Below are 20,438 nucleotides of genomic sequence, written 5' to 3' on the forward strand. Positions count from 1 at the left end.
CGCCCCCACCTTCCCGCCATGGTGGTGACACTCGCGCTGGGCGTGGTGGTGGTGGCCATCGTCCTGCTCTCCATTGACCGCATCCCGACCGAGGTGAGCTCCCTCGCCATCGTCGTGATGCTGGTGCTGAGCGGGCTCCTGACGCCCCAGGAGGCCCTGTCCGGGTTCTCCAGCGAGACGGCCATCTTCATCTTCACGCTCCTGGCGCTGACGCAGGGGCTCAGCGCCACGGGGGTGATGCAGATCGTGGGGCGGCGGCTGCTGTTCTTCGCGCGGTTCAGCCCGCAGGCCTTCATCCTCATGCTGCTGGTGGCCGTCTGTGGCTTCTCCTCCGTGGCCTCGAACACGGCGGTGACGGCGGCCTTCCTCCCCGTCGCGACGGCCTCGTCCGCGCAGGCGAAGGTGTCCTCGCGCAGGCTGCTGATGCCCCTGGCGTTCACGTCGATGCTGGGGGGGACCATCTTCCTGTTCGGCACGTCCACCAACCTCGTCGTCAGCTCGGCGATGGAGCAATGGGGGTTGGAGCGCATTGGCTTCACCGAGCTCGCGCCCGTGGGGCTTCCGCTCGCGATCATCGGCATCCTCGCGACGCTGGTCCTCATGCGGTGGCTCCTGCCCGAGCGCGAGGGCGAGCAGGGCGCGGGTGCGTTGCCCCAGCGGGAGTACGTGACGGAGGCGGTGCTCACGCCCGGCTCCCGGCTCATTGGAAAGGAGCTGCGCTACGTCACCGAGGGTCTGGGGGTCCCGGTGCGGGGCGTCGTGCGCGACGGGGTCATGCGGCCTCCCGACCCCCGGGAGGTGCTGGAGGCCCGGGAGCACCTCATCATCGCGGGCAGCCTGGACGACATCCTGCGGGTGAAGGATCTGCGCAGCATCGGCCTCCGCGCCGACCTCCGGATTCCGGAGGACCCCCGCCAATCCCATGCGCTCACGGAGGTGTCGGTGCCGCCGACGTCGGCCCTGGCCGGCAGGTCCCTGCGGGACATCCGCTTCGCGGACCGCTACGGGCTCGTGGCGATGGCCATCCACCGCCACCCCACGCTTCAAGGCTCCCACCGCCACCTGGACCTGATGGGGAGCCTCGCCAGCGGGGATGCCCTGAAGAACATCTCCCTGTCGGTAGGCGACCTGCTGCTCGTGGGGGGACCGGAGCAGCGGGTCCGGGAGCTCGCGCGGGACGAGGAGCTGACCGTGCTCGGCAGCGTCGAATACCAGCGACCGCGCTACCGGCGCGCCCTGCTCGCCGTGATCATCTTCGCCGCCACGGTCATCGTCGCGGGCCTGCGCCTCACCTCCCCCGCCATCGCGGGGCTGGCCGGGCTGGTGGCGATGGTGGCGACAGGCTGTGTCGACACCCGCACGGCCTTCCGCGTGGACTGGCGGGTCGTCATCCTGATTGGCGCGCTGCTGGCCCTGGGGCAGGCGGTGGAGAAGAGCGGCGCGGGAGAGGTCATGGCGCGGGCCGTCCTTCCCGTGGCGGGCTTCGTGGGGCCGCGCGGGGTGCTCTGCGTGATCATGATCGCCACCGTCCTGCTCTCCATCCCCATGAGCAACCAGGCCGCGGCGCTGATCATGCTTCCAGTGGGGATCCACGCCGCGATGGACATGGGGCTCGACCCGCGGGCCTTCGCCCTGGGGATCTGCCTGGCCGCGTCGTGCTCGTTCCTCACGCCCCTGGAGCCCTCCGCCGCGCTCGTGTACGGGCCCGGGCGCTACCGCTTCGTCGACTTCCTCCGGGTGGGGACGCCTCTCACCGTGCTGATGCTCGTGCTGCTGACGTTCGCGGTGCCGCTCGTCTGGCCCTTCACGCGGAGCTGAGGCCCCCCGGTATCCGTCCGGCGAACGCTGTGCACGTTGGGCCCGCGCCCGGCGTACGCTGGAGATGCGGTAGGTCCCGCCCAAGCGCAGGGGAGTTCATGTCGGAGGAACATTGCGCGGTCGAGTTCCACGACAGCAGGGTCGAGGCCATTGAGCGGGGCGATGGAGCGGTCGTGCTACGGCTCAAGGTCTACCTGCACATGAGCGACGGTCGCCCTGCGGAGGACCCGGGCACAGGCTGGACGCAGCAGGCCCTGCTCACCGCCGGGGGCGGCGCTGTTGAAAGCGCGCCCCAGACCGGAGCAATGCGGATTGCCAACGGCAGTCTCAAAGTCGGCGACGCGTTCTTCGACAATCTCGTTCCAGTGCCCTTTGAGCACAGTGGCGTCGTGACGCTGCGCTTCGAAGGCGCAGAGGGCCTCTTGCTCGTCATGACGTGCCAGCGCCGGGAGGACGGCGTGGCAGGCGCACCACGAAGGTTGTCGTGCCGTCAGCGGAGTGACCCTCGAGCGTGCCGCCGTGCGAGAGCACGATCTGGTGGGCGATGTAGAGGCCGAGGCCGAGATTCCCGCTCGCCGACTTCTCGTGATGGCGCGCTCGGCGGAACGGCTCGAAGATGAACGGGAGGACGTCCGCGGGAATGGGCTCGCCCTGGTTGCTGATCTCGACGACGACGGCCGCTCCGTCGGAGCGTGCCTTGATGACCACGCCCGTCCCAGGCGTGGCGTACTGGATGGCGTTGCCCGTGAGGTTGGAGAGGACTTCCGCCAGACGATCCGCGTCCCAGGCGCCTGTCACGTCGCCTTCGACCTCCAGTTGAAGGGTCGCCTCGAACTCCTCGACGACGCTTTGGCAGATCTCACGCAGGTCGGCCGGCTTCGGTTCGATCAACAACCCGCCACCAAGACGCGCGCGCGTGAGATCGAGCAGCTGGGTGATCATCCGGCTCATGCGTTGGCCACTGCGGATGATGCGCGCGGCCATCTCCGCGTCGTGCGTGTCGAGATGTCCGCGCCGAAGCAGCGACGCGGCGGCCATGGCGATCGACGCCAGCGGGTTGCGCAGGTCGTGCCCGAGGATGCCAATGAACATCTCCCGGAACTCGGCCACCGTGCGCAGCTCGCGCTCGCTCTTCTCCGCGCGCTCCTTGGCCGCGTCCGCCACGTCCGCCAGCTCTTGCGCCTGAATCGTTGCGCCGACCATCCGCTCGTTCGCTTCGCGCTGGTCGACGAGCACCGTATCGGAGTGAGAGCGCTCGCCGCTCAGATCCGTGTCGGTGGACTCGCGTTCGACCGCCAGGAGCTTGCGCCTCCCCTCATCGCGGTCGTCGGACGTGTTCCGTTCGACGCGCAGGCTCTTGTCGGTCTGGTCGCGTTTCGGGTAGCTGGGGTGGCGCACGCCCTCGGCGGCGGAATACGCCAGGCGCGCGAGCACGTCGGTCGGCGGGCCGAGCACGGACAGGTAGCGGATCGTCTCGTCGTCCAGCTCGACGGTGATGCTTTGCTTTGTCATGACTCGCCCCTTGTGCACGCGCATGTACCCGTTTAGCGCCAGGAGGGCGCTTCCAGTTCCTGCTTCGTCATCCGCCTCCTCTGTCCTCGCCGCTCGGAGTGCCTGTAAGCAGGCCCTTGAACCCCTTGAGCGCCCGGCCCACGGCGATCCCGCCGTCCGACGAGATCTCGTACTCCCTCAGGTCCTTGCTGTGCTGGCTGGAGCGCACCTTGACGACCGCCATTGCCCGCTTGAGCTGCCCGTCGAGCTCGACGTAGCGCTGGATGATGATGGCGTCCGTCAAGAACGCGATGCCCTGGGGGCTGAACCGGAGATCGTTGTAGGAGTCGGCCATCTCCACCGTCGCCAGGACCGTGACGCCGAGCCCTGCCAGCGCTCCCATCATCCGGTACAGTGACTCGCGAAAGTCCTCTCGGAACGTGGGCGCGAGCGCCAGCTCCAGACCGGACAGCGAGTCGATCACCGCCCGCCTGGCGCCCAGGCGCTTCACGGCATTCTGAATCTCCAGCAAGGTCTCGTCGATCGAGAGATCCAACGGGCGCAGGTAGAGGACTTCCAACCGCTTCTCGCGGACCAGCCTCTCGAATTCCTGCCCGCGCGGCGTGGTCTGGAGATAGTCGTTGGGCCGCTTCTCGAAGATGGCCACGATCCCGTTCTCGCCGCGCGAGGCTCCCTCGACGATGAATTGATTGGAGAGCACCGTCTTGCCCGAACCCGAAGGCCCGGCGATGAGCATGGAGTACCCGCTCGGAATGCCACCCCCCAACATCTCGTCGAGGCTTGGCACTCCGGTCGAGAGGCGATGTTCGAGCGGGTGCCTGGCGATGAGCTCCGCCGGCTTGAGAAGTCGGGGGAAGACGCTGTAGCCCGCGCCCGTGATGCGGGCCGTGTGCAGGCCGGGGATCTGCCCCTGGCCCCGCATCTTCATCACCTGCAGCTTGCGCACGACGGAGTTGCGATCGATGGCCTGGAAGAGCCAGATAAGCCCGTCGGCCACCGTGAACACCGCGCTGTCATGCTCGCCGTCCGCATACTCCCCGATGAGGAAGGTGGTGGCCTCGTAGCTGGTGAGCGTCAGCGCCAGGCGCTGCATGAAGTCCGACAGCTCACGCTCGCCGCCCGGCCCGGTGGTGAGCGTGCTTCGCATGATGGACCGAAAGGAGTCCACGACGACGATGCTCGGAGCCGACTTCTCGATCTCCTGCACGATGGCTTCCAGCACCTTCCCCATCCCTCCCTCGAGCGCCTGCTGGCCGAGGTGGATGAAGCGAACCGTGCCGTCGCCCACCTTGGCGGCGTCGAAGAAGTCGTACTGTTGCTGATAGCGAAGCATCTTGATGGGAGGCTCGCCGATGATGCTGAAGTACACCGCCCTCCGCTCGGGGCTCGCGTTCGCGAACGCGATCTGATGCGCCATCGTCGTCTTGCCGCAGCCTGGGCCGCCGCCGATCAGGTTGAAGGAGAATTCCGGAATCCCGCCGCCCAAGACTTCATCGAGCCCCGGCACCCCGGTGCTCAGCTTGCGAATCGGAACGCTGTCGCTCATTCGTTTGTCTCCCAGGGTGCCGCCCCTTCGAGTGTCGGCCAGGCGCTGCGGAGTACCTGGTTCGTCAGTCGCTCTCCGATAAAGGTCGTGAGGAGCGCGAAGAAGGTTGCAAACAGCATCGCGGCCGACTCCATGGTGACGGCGGGATCCTTGGCCAGCAGCCGCTCGTGCAGCTTCGTCGGGCCTTCGAGGCTGGAGACCTCGGCGAAGCACTCGAAATCGCCTTTCGCCAGCTTTGCGCTCCTCAGGAACAACAGCTGGACGCCGGTGGAGCCCACCAGGGGCGCCATGTGCGCATGGATCTTGTCGTAGACACGGCTGGCGGCCGTCGTCGCAGGCTCGCCCGCGCTGCCGGCCGCACCCTCGTGCGCCAGCAATCGCCGGGCCCGCTCCAGCTGCGCCGGGTTCGGGCGGGTCACGGTTCCGCCGCGATCATGGAGTTTCGCGAGGCTCCGTCCTGCTCGACATCGAGCGGGGATTCGGCACCCCGCGGCTTCTCATCCAGCGTGCGCACCATGGCTCTCTTCCTTGCCCCTGTGCGTGGGCCGTCAATGACGTCTTCAAGTCGGCTGGGCAGAGGGGAGAACGGACGTGAGCAGCCAGGGCAATCCCAGCCGGAACTCAGGGCCCTATTACAATGGTTACGCCTCCGCCCCGGCTCAAGAAGAAGCGGGGCCGCCCTCGGGCAGACGACCGGGCTGCGCTGGAGGCCATCGTCTTCGTGCTGAGGAGCGGCATCCCGTGGGAGATGCTGCCTCGAAAGCAGTTCGGCCTGTCGGGCAGCCTGTCGTTACCGCTCCCGCTCCCGCCGGTGGATGGTGGACACGTCGATGCCCAGCAGCTCCGCGGCGCGCGTCTTGTTGCCGCCGCAGTGTTGCACCATCCAGTGGATGTACTCCCCCTCCAGCCGGCGCAGGGGCCACACGCCCTCCTGGGCCAGGGCGAGCGGATGCGGCTCCGGCTCCGCCACCGGCACATGCGGCCGCAGGTCCTCCAGCTCCACCGTCTCCCGGGGCACGAGCACCACCAGCCGCTCCACCAGGTTCTCCAACTCGCGCACGTTGCCCGGCCACGGCAGGGCGCCCAGCGCGGCCACCACCTCCGGGGACAGCGCCGTCACGCGGGAGCGTGGGTTGCGCGCCCGGGAGCGCGCGGTGAAGTGCTCCACCAGTTGGGGAATGTCCTCCCGGCGCTCCTTCAACGAGGGCACCCGCAGCGTGACGACGTTGAGCCGGTAGAAGAGGTCCGCGCGGAAGCGCCCTTCCCGCACGCGCGCCTCCAGGTCCTGATGGGTGGCCGCCACCACGCGCACGTCCACCGTGCGGTGCGCGTCCGAGCCCACCGCGCGCACCTCGCCGTCCTCCAGGATGCGCAAGAGCCGCGCCTGGAGCTCCGTGGGCATGTCGCCAATCTCATCCAGGAACAGCGTGCCGCCGTGCGCCTCCACGAACAGGCCGCGCCGCACCGACGTGGCGCCAGTGAAGGCGCCCTTCACGTGGCCGAACAGCTCGCTCTCCAGGAGCGGCCCGGGCAGCGCGGTGCAGTTGACGGCCACGAAGGGGCCGGGCGCGCGCGGGCCCTCGAAGTGCAGCGCGCGGGCCACCAGCTCCTTGCCGCTGCCGCTCTCGCCTCGCAGCAGCACCGGGGCCGCCGCGTGCGCCACCCGGTCCACCAGCTCGTACAGCCCGCGCATGGGGGCGCTGCGTCCCACCATCGCGCCCAGGCCGGAGCGCTCCTGCGAGGCCTGCTTCAGCGCCCGGTGCTCCGCGCGCAGCCGGCGGTCTTCCAGGGCGCGGCCCAGGTAGAGCCGCACCTCGTCCAGGCGGAAGGGCTTGGTGAAGTAGTGGTACGCGCCCCGGCGCATCGCCTCCACCGCGCTCTCCACGCCGCCGAAGGCCGTCATCAGCAGCACCGGCAGCTCCGGGTCCACCGCGCGCGCCGCGTCCAGCACGTCCAGCCCGTCCACCTGCTCCATGCGCAGGTCGCTCAGCACCGCGTCGTACACGCGCGAGCGCAGCAGCGTCACCGCCTCCTGGCCACCCGTGGCCAGGTCCACCGTCCAGCCCGCGTCGGCCAGCGGCTCCTGGAGCATGCGCCCCATCTCCACGTGATCATCCACGACGAGGACATGGGCGGCGGTGCGTGCGTCAGACGGCTTGTCGCTCTGCATTTCGGTCCTCTGGCACGGCGCGGGCCACGGGCCACAGCACGGTGACGCGCGTGCCCTGCCCCGGCGTGCTCTCCAGTTCCACCCGGCCCCCGTGGTTGCGCACCACGTGGGCCACCATCGTCAGCCCCAGCCCCGTGCCCTGTCCGCGCTTCTTCGTGGTGAAGAAGGGGTCGAACACCTGGTTCAGACGCTCCTTCGGAATCCCGCAGCCATCGTCGCGCACCGTGAATGCGACGAGCCCCCAGGCCCCCTCCTCCGGCCCCACCAGCGCGGAGGCGGACACCCGCACCTGCCCGCCCGCGCTGCACGCATCGCACGCGTTGAGCAGCAGGTTGAGCAGCACCTGCTGGAGCTGATCCGCGTCCGCCGCCAGCGCGGGCACCGACTCCGGCACGTCCAGCGTCATCGACACCTGCCGCCGCTCCGCCTCCACGCGCAGCAGCTCATGCACGCTGCGGGCGAGCGGCCCCAGCGCCACCGGTCGCACCATCGCGGGCTGGAGGCGCGAGAAGTCCAGCAGCTGGCGCAGCGTGCGGCTCACGCGATCAATCTGCTCGATGATGACGCCCACGCCCGGCCCCTGCGGATGCGCCGGGCCCAGCTTCCCCTGCACGTACTCCGCCCGGCCGCGCACCACGCCCAGCGGCGTGCCGATCTCATGCGCGATGCCCGCTGCGAGCACGCCCACCGTGGCCAGCTTCTCCGCGCGCAGGAGCTGCGTCTCCAGCGCGCGCACGTCGCTCAGGTCCTCCACCACGAGCAGCGCGCGCACCTCCTCCTCCGGATCCCCCGCCGTCAGCGGCACCGCGTGCAGGTTGTACGTGCCCTCCTCGCCGAAGAGCGTCAGCGGTTCGCCCAGCAGGCTCAGCGGCCGGTCCTCCTGGCCTGCGGACGCCACCAGCGCGCGGATCCGCTCCAGCACCGGCTCCGGGGCCCCGGGGAACGCGGACGCCAGCGGCGCGCCGGTGACGTTGCCGGGCACGCGCGCGCGCAGGGCCTGGTTGACGGCGCTGATCCGCCCGTCCGCCGTCAGCGCGAGGACGCCCGTGGGGATGTGATCCAATATCTTTCGCGTCCGGTCATGGAGCGCCGCGAGCTGCGCCGCATGTCGGCGGCTCTCCCGCAGCGCCACCGCGCGCCGCCGGGCCAGCACCACGTACACCGCGAAGGCCACCAGGAAGAACGCCACCAGCCCGCCCGCGCCCAAGAGCCGCACCACCAACGCCTGCTCGTGCGAGCGCAGCGCCTCGGTGGACACCAGCGTCGCCACCGCCCAGTGGTTGCCGCCGCGCATCCGGATGGGCGTGTAGACGGCCACCACCTCCGCGCGCCCCAGCCCCAGCCGCTCCGCCTCCTGCTCCGACAGGGGCAGCATCCCGCGCGCGCCGGCCTTCAGGCGCGAGACGAGGAACGCGAACCCGGGCACGCCCGCGTCCTTCTGGGTCGCGCGGCCGAACCACTCGGACAGCCCGGCGTCGCTCGCGGGCGTGGGCTGGCCGTGCGTGCCCACCAGCAGCAGCCGCGTCTCCAGGTCCGACGTGACAATCTTCAGCGGCGCGAAGAACGACTCGGTGTCCACCAGCACCGCCACCGCGCCCTCGGGCTTGCCGTCCTTGGCCGGCAGCGCGGTGGCGAGGATGCGCAGCCAGCCCCCGTTGGCCGCATCCAGGATGGGCGACGTGGTGAGGTCCCCGGGAGGCCGCAAGAGCGCGCGCCGCGCCGTCTCCGCCATCTCCGGCACCATCCCCTCGCGCGACACCTTCGAGTCCGAGCGCCGGTCCACCAGCAACAGCCGCTCCGCGCCCTCGCCGTCATAGGCCGCGATGGCCTTGTACTGGCCCACCGCCTCCAGCAGCGCGCGCAGCTCGCGCCGGTGCTCCGGGAGGGTGCCCGGCTGGGACATCAATTCGCCAGCGAAGCGCAGGTTCTTGCCCACCTCCTCCAGCGAGTCGGTGACGCCGCCCACGGCCTCGTCCAGCTGCTTCTGCCGGTCCCCCGCGAACTGCTCCACCAGGGTCGTGCGGCTGCGCTTCACCAGCGTCCAGACCCCCACCCCGACGCTCGCCAGCGCGGCGCACAACAGCAGGATGGGCAGGAGCGTGGACCGCATGGGTGTCCCGCAACCTAACCTGACAAGTCGTCCCAAGTCCTTGTTTACAGGGCCTTTTGTCCCACCTGAACGCCAATACATCCCCATTGACGGAGCGCGTCGGCCAGTGCTACCTACCGGTCGGTAGGCGAATTGACCTACCGGTCGGTAGGCGATTCAGCCCGGGCCTGGAGAAGCAGGCCGGCAAGGAGAGCACGCGTGACACCCACGGGGCGCAAACCGGACGAGGGCGAGCGGTACCGGACCATCCTGGAGACGGCGGCCCGGCTCATCTGTGAGCGGGGCTACGAGGGCACGTCGATGCAGGAGATCGCCGCCGCGTGCCGCATGACGAAGGCGGGGCTCTACCACCACATCCAGAACAAGGAGCAGCTGCTCTTCGCCATCATGAACTACGGCATGGACGTGTTCGAGGAGCAGGTCCTCGCGCCCGTGCAGGACGTGGTGGACCCCGTCGAGCGGTTGCGCCTGTGCATGCGCAACAACATCCACCTGGTGACGAGCGGGCGCAGCAAGGAGGTCATCATCATCCTCCACGAGCACGCCACGCTCACCGGTGAGGCCAGGGAGTTCATCGACCGGCGCAAGAAGCGCTACGTGCGCTTCCTGGAGGGCGCGTTCGCGGACGCCATCGCGCAGGGCCTGCTGCCCGGCGTGGACCCCACGGTGGCGGCCTTCTCGTTCCTGGGGATGGTCCTCTGGGTCTACAAGTGGTTCAAGCCGGACGGGCGCCTCACCGAGGAGCAGATCGCCGACGGAATGGTGGCGATGATCCTCCCCGGCGTCTCCGCGGGTGCCGCTCCCCGGGCAGCCTCCCCGGTCACTCCGACGACGTCGGACGCGACCGAACCGGCGCCGCTGCGCATGGTGCCGCGCGCCGCGTCGGGGGAGGAGCCCCAGTGAACCGCGCTCGTTGGAGTTCGCTGTCGGAGGCGGTGGCCTCCATTCCGAACGGCGCGTCGCTCGCGGCCGGCGGATTCATGCTGGGCCGCGCGCCCATGGCGCTGGTGCTGGAACTGGTGGCGCAGGAGAAGCGCGACCTCCAGCTCATCTCCCTGCCCAACCCGCTGCCAGCGGAGTTCCTGGTGGCGGGCGGGTGTCTCAAGCGGGTGGAGCTGCCCTTTGGCGCGCTGGTGTTGGAGAACCGCGTGCGTCCCCTGCCCTGCCTGAAGCGGGCCATTGAAGCGGGCGACATCGCCTGGCGCGAGCACGACGGCTACCGCGTGGTGCAGCGGCTGCGCGCGGCGTCCATGGGGCTGCCGTTCATCCCCGCGCCGGACGCGGACGTGTCGGAGCTGGCGGAGATGGACGTGCCGCGCACGGTGGAGGACCCGTTCACGGGCCGCCGCGTGCCGGTGGAGCCCGCGTTCTACCCGGACGTGGCGCTCATCCACGCGCAGGCGGCGGATGACAAGGGCAACCTCTACATCGAGGACCCCACGACGGACCTGCTCGTGGCGGGCGCGGCGAAGCGCGTGGTGGCCACGGTGGAGCAGCGCGTGCCGAAGCTGTCGCGCGTCACCATCCCGGGCTTCCAGGTGGAGCGCGTGGTGCTCGCCCCCGGCGGCGCCCTGCCCACGGGCTGCCTGGGCCAGTACCCGCACGACGACGCGATGCTCTCCGCCTACCTGGCCGCGGCCGAGGCCGGTGAAGCACGGGCCTTCCTCATGTCGCTGCGCGCGACGCGGAGCGCGGCATGACGGCGATGGCAATGACGATGGACGCGACGCCCGCGGAGACGGTGGTGTCGCTGCTCGCCCGGGAGATTGAAGACGGCGCGGTGGTGGCCACGGGTGTGGCGTCGCCGCTGGTCATCCTGGCGATTGCTGTCGCGCGGGCCACCCATGCGCCGGGGCTGACGTACCTGGCGTGCGTGGGCTCATTGGATCCGGAGCTGCCGGAGCTGTACCCCTCGTCGGAGGACCTGCGCTACCTCAACGGTCGGTCGGCGGAGGTGAGCATCGCGGACCTGTTCGACCACGCGCGGCGCGGCCGGGTGGACACGGTGTTCTTCGGCGCGGTGGAGGTGGACCCGGCGGGCCGCACCAACATGACGGCGTCCGGCAGCCTGGAGAAGCCGCGCGCCAAGTTCCCCGGCGTCGCGGGCGCGGCCACGCTGCGCCAGTGGGTGAAGAACCCCGTGCTGCTGGTGCCGCGTCAGTCGCGCCGCAACCTCGTGCCGCAGGTGCAGGTGGCGACCACGCGCGACCCCAGCCGTCCGGTGCGCCTCATCTCCGACCTGGGCACGTTCGAGGTGGGCGGCCCGCACGGTGCCCGGCTGTTGTCCCGGCACCCGTGGGCGTCGGTGGAGGGCATCGCCGAGCGCACCGGCTTTGAGTTCGCGGTGCCGGACGCCCTGCCTGTCACGTCCCTGCCGGACGCGCGCACGGTGACGGCCATCCGCGCGCTGGATCCCCGCAACCTCCGCGACGCGCTCGTCGGGAGCTGATGCTTTTCCCCTTTCGCGACACAGAAAAAGAGGCACCGCATATGGAAGCTGTCGTTCTCCGCCAGTTCGGGAGTGCCGAGAACCTGCGTCTGGAGACCGTGCCGGTCCCCCGGCCGGGCAAGGGCGAGGTGCTGCTGCGCGTTCACGCGTGCGGCGTCTGCTACCACGACGTCATCAACCGCCGCGGCAACCTGCCGCGCACCCACGTGCCCGCCATCCTGGGCCACGAGGCCGCGGGTGAGGTGGTGGAGGTGGGCCCGAACACGGAGGGCTGGAAGGTGGGGGACCGCGCGGCCACGTTGCAGCGCATGTCCTGCGGCGAGTGCGCGCTGTGCCTCGCCGGCCGCAACAGCCTGTGCAAGACGGACAACCGCTTCTTCGGCGAGGAGCTGCAGGGCGGCTACGCGCAGTTCATGGTCGCGCCGGTGCGGGGCCTGGGCCGCGTGCCGTCGGGTCTGCCCTGGTCGGTGGCCGCCACGGTGTGCTGCACGCTGGGCACGGCGGTGCACACGCTGCGCACGCGCGCCCGGGTGAAGGCCGGTGAGACGGTGCTGATCACCGGCGCGAGCGGCGGCGTGGGACTGGCGGCGGTGCAGCTTGCCAAGGTGGACGGGGCGCGCGTCATCGCCATCACCTCCGGCGAGGCGAAGGTGGCGGCGCTGAAGGAGGCGGGCGCGGACGAGGTCATCGTGTCGCGCGGGCTGGACTTCGGTTCGGAGGCGCGCAAGCGCACGTCCGGCAACGGCGTGGACGTGGCGGTGGAGATCGTCGGCAGCGCGACCTTCGACCAGACGCTCAAGGCGATGGCGCCGGGCGGGCGCGTGGTGGTGGTGGGCAACCTGGAGTCGGGGGTGGTGAACCTGAACCCGGGCCTGGTCATCGTGAAGGAGCTGGAGATCCTCGGGGCGTACGCGACGACGCGCGAGGAGCTGGACGAATCGCTGCGGCTGACGGCGGCGGGGAAGATCCGCTCCTTCGTGTCGGAAGAGGTGGCGCTGGCGGATGCGGGCCGCGCGCACTTCCGACTGGAGAACCGCGAGGTGGCGGGCCGGCTGGTGCTGGTGCCGCCCGAGGCTTGAGTCATTCGAACACGCGAAGCACCACGAGATTTGAGGAGCTCCCCATGAAGAAGCGGGTTGGAATCGAAGCGCTGGCCGTGGCCGTGCCCCGGCGGTACGTGGACATCGAGGACCTGGCGCGGGCGCGCGGCGTGGACCCGGCGAAGTTCACCGCGGGCCTGGGCGCGAAGGAGATGGCGATCAACGACCCGGGCGAGGACTCGGTGTCGCTGGCGGCCACGGCGGCGGCGCGGCTGATCAAGCAGCAGGGCGTGGACACCTCCAAGGTGGGCATGCTGGTGGTGGGCACCGAGACGGGCGTGGACCACTCGAAGCCCATCGCATCGCACGTGCACGGCCTGTTGAAGCTGCCGCGTTCCATGCGCACGTTCGATTCGCAGCACGCCTGCTACGGCGGCACGGCGGGCCTGATGGCGGCGGTGGAGTGGATCGCCTCCGGCGCCGGGGCGGGCCGCACGGCGCTGGTGGTGTGCACGGACATCGCGCGCTACGGGCTGAAGACGGCGGGCGAGCCCACCCAGGGTGGCGGCGCGGTGGCGCTGCTGGTGTCGGAGACGCCGGACCTGCTGGCGATGGACGTGGGCCTCAACGGCGTGTGCACGTCGGACGTGTATGACTTCTGGAGGCCGGTGGGCCGCCGGGAGGCGCTGGTGGACGGGCACTACTCCATCACCTGCTACCTGGACGCGATGGCGGGAGCGTACCGGGGCTGGCGCGAGCGCGCGATGGAGCAGGGGCTGGTGCGCTGGGATTCGAAGCTGCCCAGCGAGCAGCTGGCGCGCATCCTGTACCACGTGCCCTTCTGCAAGATGGCGCGCAAGGCGCACGCGCAGGTGCGGCTGTGCGACCTGGAGGACGCAGCGGGCCCGGGGTCGGTTCCGGCCGAGGCGCGCGACGAGGCGGCGAAGTCACAGGCCAGCTACGACGCGCAGGTGGCGAAGTCGCTGGGCCTGAACGCTCGGGTGGGCAATGTCTACACGGCGTCGCTGTACCTGGCGCTCGCGGGGCAGTTGCACGCGGAGGGCGCGGCGCTGGCGAACCAGCGCGTGGGCCTGCTGTCCTACGGCAGCGGCTGCTGCGCGGAGTTCTACTCCGGCGTCGTCGGTGAGAAGGCGGCGGAGCGCATGGCCCGCGCGGACCTGGACACGGTGCTGGCGAAGCGCGAGCGCGTGTCGGTGGAGGAGTACGAGCGGCTGATGAACCTGCCGTACGACGCGCCGGAGGCGATTGCGCCGGAGCCGGGCACGTTCCGGCTGGCGGAGATCCACGAGCACCGCCGCAAGTACGCGGGCGCGTAGTCCGGAACGGGTTGGGTTGTCATTGCCAACCGCCCCTGGGTTGCCCCGCACCCGGAGGAGGTACATCAGGACCGGGAGTGAATCATCCTGTCAACAAAGTTTGGGACACTCCAGGGCACCCGTATCTTGCGCGACACACGCCCGGTGCGTGTCCAAAACCAAGATGAACGGGAGAATCCCCATGATTCGCAAGCTGCTCGCTGGTGCCCTTCTTGCTGTGTCGATGACCGCCTCCGCCACCGAGGTGGCCCCGTCCGAGACGGCCCGCCGTTTCGTTGACAGCACCCTTCGCGGCCAGACGCTGGACGTCAGCTCCCGCCAGTTGGGCAAGCTGCCCATGTCCACGGAGGGCGTGACGACGCTCGGTCCCGCTCCCGCGCTGAGCTACGTGCAGGTCTATGCGGTGGGGTCCAGCAACGTGGGCTGGGAGAGTGTCTCGGCCTCGCAGGTCACCACGGCCTATGACCACGGGGGCGACGTGTTGCTCGTGGCGGTGCTCGAGCTTGGCTACGGCACGTCTCGCTACGTCACGATGGCCGGTTCCGCGGTGTCAGGATCCATGAACTACGCCAATGACAGCATCTGTGATGACGGCTTTGGCAACCTCGTCATGCCCTGTTCGCCCGGACAGGTCATCGTAGGCTTCATGCGCTACTACGACGTCTCTGGGAACCAGAGCGGGACCTTCTACTACCAGAGCACGTCGATCAACTCGCCCTTCAACACCATGTCCGACACCATGTCGATCCTCTGATACTGGCGACCCCGGTTCCCTGAACCCGGCGGGCGATGCACGCGGACCGCGTGCATCGTCAGCCCTTCACGCTGGACGGTCCGTCGCGGGGGAACCGAATGCCCGCGGGCCTACAACACCTCCGCGCGCAGGTCCGGGAACACCTTGCCCACCTTGCCCAGCAGGTAGTCCCCATAGGTGCCCCGGAAGGCGTGGACGCTCTGCCGGTCCCACCGCTCCGCCTGGTCATCCGCGCCCGCGTCCCGGAGCACCGGGGAGTCGATGGCGTGGATCTCCGCCGTCCAGCTGGGATCGAAGAAGAACGGCAATGACAGACGGTCGCGGCCGGCGCGGTTGAGCACCCGGTGCGGTGTGGAGCGGTACACGCCCCGGGTCATCCGGTCGAGCATGTCGCCGATGTTGCAAACAAATGCATCCTCCACCGGCGGCGCCTCCATCCAGCGCGTCTGTCCGTCCCGGCGCGACTTCACCTGGAGCCCGCCCGCGTCGTCCTGCTTGAGGATGGTGAGCACGCCGTAGTCGGTGTGCTCACCCACGCCCCACACGGGCAGCCCTTCCCCATCCACCTCCGGGCCCGGCGGGTAGTTGAAGATGCGGAAGAGCACCGTGGGGTCCGCCATGTAGCGCGTGGCGAAGAAGTCCTCTTCCAGCTCCAGGCTGAGCGCGATGCCGGACATCAACGCGTGCCCCAGCGACGTGAGCGCCGCCATGTACTCCAGCACCGCGCCGCGCAGCCCTTCCGGCTCCCGGGGGAACAGGTTCGGACCGTGCAGCGGCGTGCCGGCGCGGACTCGCGGGTCCTCCGGCGACAGCTCCGTGCCGAAGTACAGACCTTCCTTGCGGTCGGGCCGGCCGGAGGTGAGCTCACCGCCCACGGGGAAGAAGCCCCGCCACGCCCGGCCGCCCAGGGCCATGCGCACGGCCTGCTTCTCTTCCTCCGACCGCGCGAAGAACTCCCGCGCCAGCGCCTCCAGCCGGGCCTGGAGCCCCACGCCCACGCCGTGTCCGACGACGTAGAAGAACCCGTTGTGCCGACACGCGGCGCCCATCCTCGCGGCGACTTCGCGACGGGCCGCGAGGCTCGACGTGGCATCCACGAGGGCGCGGACATCGATGACGGGCACGGTGTCCATGGGGACGGCCTCCTCCAGGGCGGATGACAGCTCCGACTCTAACGCGTCGGAGCGGGCCCGGGGATGCGAAGGGCTCCGCTCACTTGGGGGCGCCGCCCCCGTCTGGTTTCCCCGCGTCCGGTGTCCCCGCGTCCGAAGTACCCGCGTCCGAAGTGCCCGCGTCCGAAGTGCCCGCGTCAGGCGGCGAAGCCGAGGTCTTCTTCGAGCAGGTCCCGACGCAGTCAACCCCGCGGCACCTGAGCTGGGTGCACTCGTTGCCGAAGAGTTCGCAGCCATTGGGAGGCTCACAGGTGGAGCCGCCCGTACAGCTTCCCGTACATTCAACAATCAATTGCGCGGCAGCCATGGGCGCCACCGACTCACCGGACACGGCTTGCGCCGCGCCCGAGGGCTCCACCTGGAATCGCCTGGACGAAATCCGCTTCCCATCCTCATGCCGCACCGTGATCGGGCCCAGGGGCGTCAGTTCCGCGCCCTGGAGACTTCGCGCGACCTCGGGATCGGTCTCGTCGACATTCCTGCAATTCGTCGCCTCTTGTTGGGTCTCCGCCTCTATTCCGTGAGGCGCTTCCCTCTCGTCACCACAGCCGAACAGCGTGGCGACGAACAGCCCGGCGACAAGTCCACGAACGCCTGCGCGCTTGAAGTGCTTCATGTGTCGATACCCCCTCGAAGTGAGGGCATAACCATATAATCTTGTTTTTCCTGTTTACGACTGGACTTCTGTAATTGACCCTGAATCGTCGGATAAGGGACAGAGTCGACACCCGCCCCGGAGCCATTTCCCGCTACCCTGCCGGCCATGGCTTCCGCTCCCGCCCCTGGCTCCGTCATTCGCGTGGGTCTCCTTGGCTACGGCCTGTCCGGCTCGCGCTTCCATGGGCCGCTCGTCGCCGCGGAGCCCGCCTTCACGCTGGCCGCCGTGGCGTCGCGGCGAACGGACGTCGTGGCCCGCGACTGGCCGGGGGTCCGCACGGGCACCGTGGACTCGCTGCTGGCGGATCCGGACCTCCAGGTCCTCGTCGTCTGCACGCCCAATGACTCGCACGCCTCGCTCGCTGAGCAGGCCCTGCGCGCGGGGAAGCATGTCGTGGTGGAGAAGCCCTTCACGCTGGACGCGGACGAAGCGCTCCGGCTGGACGCGCTCGCGCAGGAGCGCGGCCTGTGCCTCACCGTGTTCCACAACCGGCGCTGGGACGGAGACTTCCTCACCGTGCGCCAGCTCCTGAGCCAGGGACGGCTGGGGACGCTGTACAGCCTGGAGAGCCACTTCGACCGCTTCCGCCCCCAGGTGAAGGTGCGCTGGAAGGAGCAGGACGTGCCCGGCGGCGGCAGCCTGTGGGACCTGGGGGCGCACCTCGTGGACCAGGCGGTGCAGCTGTTCGGCCTGCCGGAGTCGGTGGTCGCGGACCTGGGCCGGCAGCGGCCCGGCGCGCAGGGCACGGACTGGTTCCACCTGGTCCTCCGGTACGGAGCGCTGCGCGTGCTGCTGCACTCGGGCTCCGTGGTGCATTCGCCGTGGCCCCGCTTCGTGTTGCAGGGGGACCGGGACGCCTACGTGAAGCACGGCTTGGATGCGCAGGAGGGACAGCTCGAAGCGGGCCTGCGCCCCGGCCATCCGGACTTCGGCAGTGAGCCCGCGGCGCAGCACGGCCGACTGCTCGTCTCCGGAGAGACCGTCCCCACGGCGCCCGGCGACTACGGGCAGTTCTACCGGCAGCTCGCCGCCGCCATCCTCCACGGCGCCCCGGTGCCCGTGACGGCCGTGAGCGCGAGCCAGACGGTGCAGGTCCTCCAGGCCGCGCTCCAGAGCGACGCGGAAGGCCGCCGCATCACCCTGCCCTCCCTCTAAACGATTGCTGTGGCCGTGACGTCTGCGGCGGAAGTGACTGCGAGGCGGACATGAATCGGCTGGGGTGGGCGCTGCTGCTGGGAATGCTCGTGTCAGGCTGCGCGACGACGCGGGTGGTGAGCCTGGAGACGGACGACGGCGTTCGGACCGTCGTCACGCCCGTTGAGACTGAAGGGGCCTCACCCGCCGCGGCCCGACTCGGGGATGACGAATTCAAGATGGCCGTGGAGACGCTCGCGCGGGAGGTGCGTCCGGCTGCTCATCCCCTGCGGGAGGCCCGTGAGCTGTTCGGGCTGCCGGAGCGGAGCGGCCTGTATGGGTTCAGGGCGCGGACCCGGCAGATTGTTCCCCTGGGCGAGCAGGAGGTGCGCGACCTGCACCTGCTGGAGGCTTCCGACGACCTGACGCGCGGCTACAAGCGCTGGTGCGCGAACAGAAAGCAGGCGGGGGATTGCCTGCGGCTGCTGGACGAAGGGCCGTTGCTGGGAAGCGATGGCCGCTATGCGCTGGCGATGGCGGTCGCGATGGATTCGGTGTGGCGCGAGACGTCCGAGGCCCTGGAGGACCTGGCCAATCCCCAGGCGGTGCTCGCCACGTTGACCTCCGCCGTGACGGTGTACCTGCTGTTGTGGACGTTGCCGGAGCCCGTGTCCAAGGGGCTCTCCGCCCTCATGACGGCCACGGCGATTGCGTACCTGGGCGTGGACACGGTGTGGCGCATCCTCGATGGGTGGGTGACCCTGGTGCGCCACGTGGACCAGGCCACGACCTTCCTCCAGGTGCGCGACGCAGGAGAGGCATACGGGGAAGTGCTGGGCGAGAACGCGGCGCGCATCTTCGTGATGCTGGCGACCGCGGCCGTGGGCAACACCGTGGGGCTCGCGACGAAGGTCCAGGGACTGCCGGGGTCCGCGCAGGCCGCGGTCGCGGTGGAGACGCAGGCGGGCTTCCAGTACGTTGCCCTGGGAAGCGTGCGCTCCGTGGCGATGACGGCCGAGGGCTTCACCGTGGCGCTCGCGCCCAACGCGCTCGCGATGTCATCACGCCGTGGCCCCCCGCAGCGCCATCATCTGGCCACCATCCGGAACGAGAAGTCCGCGAAGAACGGTGGGCCGTGGACACCCCCCTTCCGGCGACTTTTCAAGAAGGCCGGAATGGAGTTGAAGGACCCGGAGAACATCGTCGAGGTGAAGGGGCACCGGGGGCCACATCCACAGGAGTATCATGAACTCGTGATGAGGCGGCTGAGCACTGCCACAAGAACCTGCCGGACCGTGGTGCAATGCCGTGAGGCCCTGACACGGGAGCTTCAGGAGCTTGCCCAGGAAGCCAATACCCCGGGAACAGTCCTCAACAATCTCCTGACATCACGCAAGGCACGCTGAATACCAACGATATGGCTACTCGATTCTTTGACCTGGGCGCGGATGTTCAGGAGGGAAATTGGTACTTGGACGATCCTGCCGACATGAACTCCATAGAGGTCGACAACCCTTGGATGTTCGGAGAGGGAGAGCCTGTTCACCTCACAGACCGCCTCCGGGTTCCCATCCTTGAGCCTGGACGCCCCCAGGACTTCTCGCTGGCGGGAGTGGGCATGACGCCCATTGTCCACGTCAAGCTCGCGAACGTGCTCCTGGAGCAGGCTGCTGACGACGTACAGCTCATCCCCGTCACCATCCCGAAGCACCCGGACCAGTACGTCCTCCTGGTCGCGACGAAGCTCATCCGTTGCATCAATGAACAGGCATCCGAGGAGATCCGCTTCTGGGAAGCGAAGCACGGTCAGCCGGAGAGGATTGGCGAATACCGCTCCGTCTACGGCATGCGCATCGACAAGTCGAAAGTGGGTAACGCCCAGGTCTTCCGCCCCTGGGGCTGGAAGGTCGCCCTCATCGTCTCAGAAGATCTCAAGACGGCGCTGGAGCGCACCGGCGCCACTGGCATGCACTTCACCGAAGTCTGAACGACGGAGCACGACTCTCGATGGAGCTCATGCTGCACCGTCGTACGGTAACGGCGCGCAGCCTTTAGAGCGTCTTCTCCAACACCAGGAACGTGGGCTTCGTGTAGCCCGCGTGCGTGCCGTGCGAGTGGAAGCCGTAGCCCTGGCGCGCGTACCACGCGTGATGCGACTCCAGCGCGAGCCGCACCGACAGGCGCACCCGCGCGTGGCCCAGCTCACGCGCGCGGGCCTCCACCGCTTCCATCAGGCGCAGTGACAGCCCCTGCCCCCGGAACGTCGGCAGCACCGCGAGCCGATCCAGGTACACGTGGTCCGCCTTCGGGTGGAAGAACACGCAGCCGCGCAGGACGCCGTCCGCCTCCGCCACGAAGGCCCCGCCGTCTTGCAGCTCCCGCGTCACCACGGCCTCCGTCTTGTCGTGCGCGCTGGAGGGCGGATCCAACCGCCCCCGGTACTCCTCGAACGCGTCACGCAACACCTGCGACAGGCGCGCGGCGTCGCCCGGCACGGCCTCACGAATCTGGGAAGGGTCCGCCATGGTCACGCGCTTCATGAGCCTCTCTGCTCGCGGTCGTCAAGCAGCGCCCCCGCGTCACTGCGTCCAGCACGCCGCGTCCCGGCGCATCGAACATTGCCGGTGGAGCTGAACTCCCGTGGGTCCTTGAAGCCTTGGATCCGTGGTCTGGGAGCGGGCTGACGGTCGGTCCCGGGGCGCAAAACGCTGCCGAGGTGTCGGAGGCGCTGGCTACTA

Annotated in this window: 18 protein-coding genes and 1 pseudogene; 11 read left to right on the forward strand and 8 right to left on the reverse strand. The window is 69.5% G+C overall.

The features are described 5' to 3' along the window. The coding region (locus D7X12_RS18240) for an SLC13 family permease (RefSeq protein WP_244224621.1) at positions 1–1,818 on the forward strand (1,818 nt) is incomplete at its 5' end. A gap of 429 nt (positions 1,819–2,247) precedes the next feature. Here the strand turns inward: D7X12_RS18240 and D7X12_RS18245 are convergent. The 3 genes from D7X12_RS18245 to D7X12_RS18255 form a co-directional block, all read right to left on the reverse strand. Further along, positions 2,248–3,330, reverse strand: a complete 1,083-nt coding sequence (locus D7X12_RS18245; RefSeq protein WP_158620069.1) for a sensor histidine kinase — start codon at positions 3,328–3,330, stop codon at positions 2,248–2,250. A gap of 67 nt (positions 3,331–3,397) precedes the next feature. Further along, complete coding sequence (locus tag D7X12_RS18250) at positions 3,398–4,876, reverse strand: ATPase domain-containing protein (RefSeq protein WP_120626548.1); 1,479 nt, start codon at positions 4,874–4,876, stop codon at positions 3,398–3,400. After that, a complete protein-coding gene (locus D7X12_RS18255) occupies positions 4,873–5,295 on the reverse strand; it encodes a hypothetical protein (protein WP_120626549.1) in 423 nt (140 codons plus the stop codon). Before D7X12_RS18255 ends, D7X12_RS18250 begins: the two co-directional genes overlap by 4 nt. 218 nt (positions 5,296–5,513) lie before the next feature. Here D7X12_RS18255 and D7X12_RS18260 point away from each other — a divergent pair. Then, positions 5,514–5,633: pseudogene (locus tag D7X12_RS18260) on the forward strand (transposase); the annotation flags it as partial. 33 nt (positions 5,634–5,666) lie between these two features. On the opposite strand, the gene D7X12_RS18265 reads toward D7X12_RS18260, so the two are convergent. Together D7X12_RS18265 and D7X12_RS18270 are read right to left on the reverse strand one after the other, a co-directional pair. Further along, positions 5,667–7,046, reverse strand: coding sequence for a sigma-54-dependent transcriptional regulator (locus D7X12_RS18265; protein WP_120626550.1), 1,380 nt, complete (start codon positions 7,044–7,046; stop codon positions 5,667–5,669). Beyond that, a complete protein-coding gene (locus D7X12_RS18270; RefSeq protein WP_120626551.1) occupies positions 7,024–9,156 on the reverse strand; it encodes a two-component system sensor histidine kinase NtrB in 2,133 nt (710 codons plus the stop codon). Before D7X12_RS18270 ends, D7X12_RS18265 begins: the two co-directional genes overlap by 23 nt. A 198-nt stretch (positions 9,157–9,354) precedes the next feature. Here D7X12_RS18270 and D7X12_RS18275 point away from each other — a divergent pair, with 198 nt between their 5' ends. From D7X12_RS18275 to D7X12_RS18300, 6 genes are all read left to right on the forward strand, one after another. After that, positions 9,355–10,059 carry a TetR/AcrR family transcriptional regulator gene (locus tag D7X12_RS18275; RefSeq protein WP_120626552.1) on the forward strand — a complete coding sequence of 235 codons (705 nt, stop codon included), beginning with the start codon at positions 9,355–9,357 and terminating at the stop codon, positions 10,057–10,059. Beyond that, entirely contained in the window at positions 10,056–10,856 is an 801-nt protein-coding gene (locus D7X12_RS18280; RefSeq protein ID WP_120626553.1) for a CoA transferase subunit A, read from the forward strand. The genes D7X12_RS18275 and D7X12_RS18280 overlap by 4 nt, the downstream gene beginning before the upstream one ends. A 5-nt stretch (positions 10,857–10,861) precedes the next feature. Beyond that, on the forward strand, positions 10,862–11,605 hold the full coding sequence (locus tag D7X12_RS18285; RefSeq protein WP_120626564.1) for a CoA-transferase subunit beta: 744 nt from the start codon (positions 10,862–10,864) through the stop codon (positions 11,603–11,605). Between the two features lie 41 nt (positions 11,606–11,646). Further along, on the forward strand, positions 11,647–12,684 hold the full coding sequence (locus D7X12_RS18290; protein ID WP_120626554.1) for a zinc-binding dehydrogenase: 1,038 nt from the start codon (positions 11,647–11,649) through the stop codon (positions 12,682–12,684). Between the two features lie 44 nt (positions 12,685–12,728). Then, positions 12,729–13,982 (forward strand): hydroxymethylglutaryl-CoA synthase family protein, encoded by a 1,254-nt coding sequence (locus D7X12_RS18295; RefSeq protein WP_120626555.1) that lies wholly within the window; start codon positions 12,729–12,731, stop codon positions 13,980–13,982. A gap of 181 nt (positions 13,983–14,163) precedes the next feature. After that, positions 14,164–14,736: a DUF4879 domain-containing protein gene (locus tag D7X12_RS18300; RefSeq protein ID WP_158620070.1), complete on the forward strand. Its 573-nt coding sequence runs from the start codon at positions 14,164–14,166 to the stop codon at positions 14,734–14,736. A 110-nt stretch (positions 14,737–14,846) separates the two neighbouring features. Here D7X12_RS18300 and D7X12_RS18305 read toward each other — a convergent pair whose 3' ends face one another. Both D7X12_RS18305 and D7X12_RS18310 read right to left on the reverse strand, forming a co-directional pair. Next, positions 14,847–15,869, reverse strand: coding sequence for an isopenicillin N synthase family dioxygenase (locus D7X12_RS18305; RefSeq protein ID WP_120626557.1), 1,023 nt, complete (start codon positions 15,867–15,869; stop codon positions 14,847–14,849). Positions 15,870–15,948: 79 nt separating this feature from the next. Beyond that, positions 15,949–16,524 carry a hypothetical protein gene (locus tag D7X12_RS18310; protein ID WP_120626558.1) on the reverse strand — a complete coding sequence of 192 codons (576 nt, stop codon included), beginning with the start codon at positions 16,522–16,524 and terminating at the stop codon, positions 15,949–15,951. Positions 16,525–16,707: 183 nt separating this feature from the next. On the opposite strand from D7X12_RS18310, the gene D7X12_RS18315 reads away from it, so the two are divergent. The 3 genes from D7X12_RS18315 (at position 16,708) to D7X12_RS45295 (ending at position 19,687) form a co-directional block, all read left to right on the forward strand. Beyond that, positions 16,708–17,721 carry an oxidoreductase gene (locus D7X12_RS18315; RefSeq protein ID WP_244224623.1) on the forward strand — a complete coding sequence of 338 codons (1,014 nt, stop codon included), beginning with the start codon at positions 16,708–16,710 and terminating at the stop codon, positions 17,719–17,721. A gap of 50 nt (positions 17,722–17,771) precedes the next feature. Continuing rightward, positions 17,772–19,106, forward strand: coding sequence for an AHH domain-containing protein (locus tag D7X12_RS18320; protein ID WP_120626560.1), 1,335 nt, complete (start codon positions 17,772–17,774; stop codon positions 19,104–19,106). Between the two features lie 212 nt (positions 19,107–19,318). Beyond that, entirely contained in the window at positions 19,319–19,687 is a 369-nt protein-coding gene (locus tag D7X12_RS45295; protein ID WP_341868230.1) for an imm11 family protein, read from the forward strand. A gap of 64 nt (positions 19,688–19,751) precedes the next feature. Here the strand turns inward: D7X12_RS45295 and D7X12_RS18330 are convergent, their stop codons facing one another. Beyond that, complete coding sequence (locus D7X12_RS18330) at positions 19,752–20,240, reverse strand: GNAT family N-acetyltransferase (RefSeq protein WP_120626562.1); 489 nt, start codon at positions 20,238–20,240, stop codon at positions 19,752–19,754. Positions 20,241–20,438: the final 198 nt, after the last annotated feature.

The sequence above is a fragment of the Corallococcus sicarius genome (genome assembly GCF_003611735.1).
GTDB lineage: Bacteria > Myxococcota > Myxococcia > Myxococcales > Myxococcaceae > Corallococcus > Corallococcus sicarius.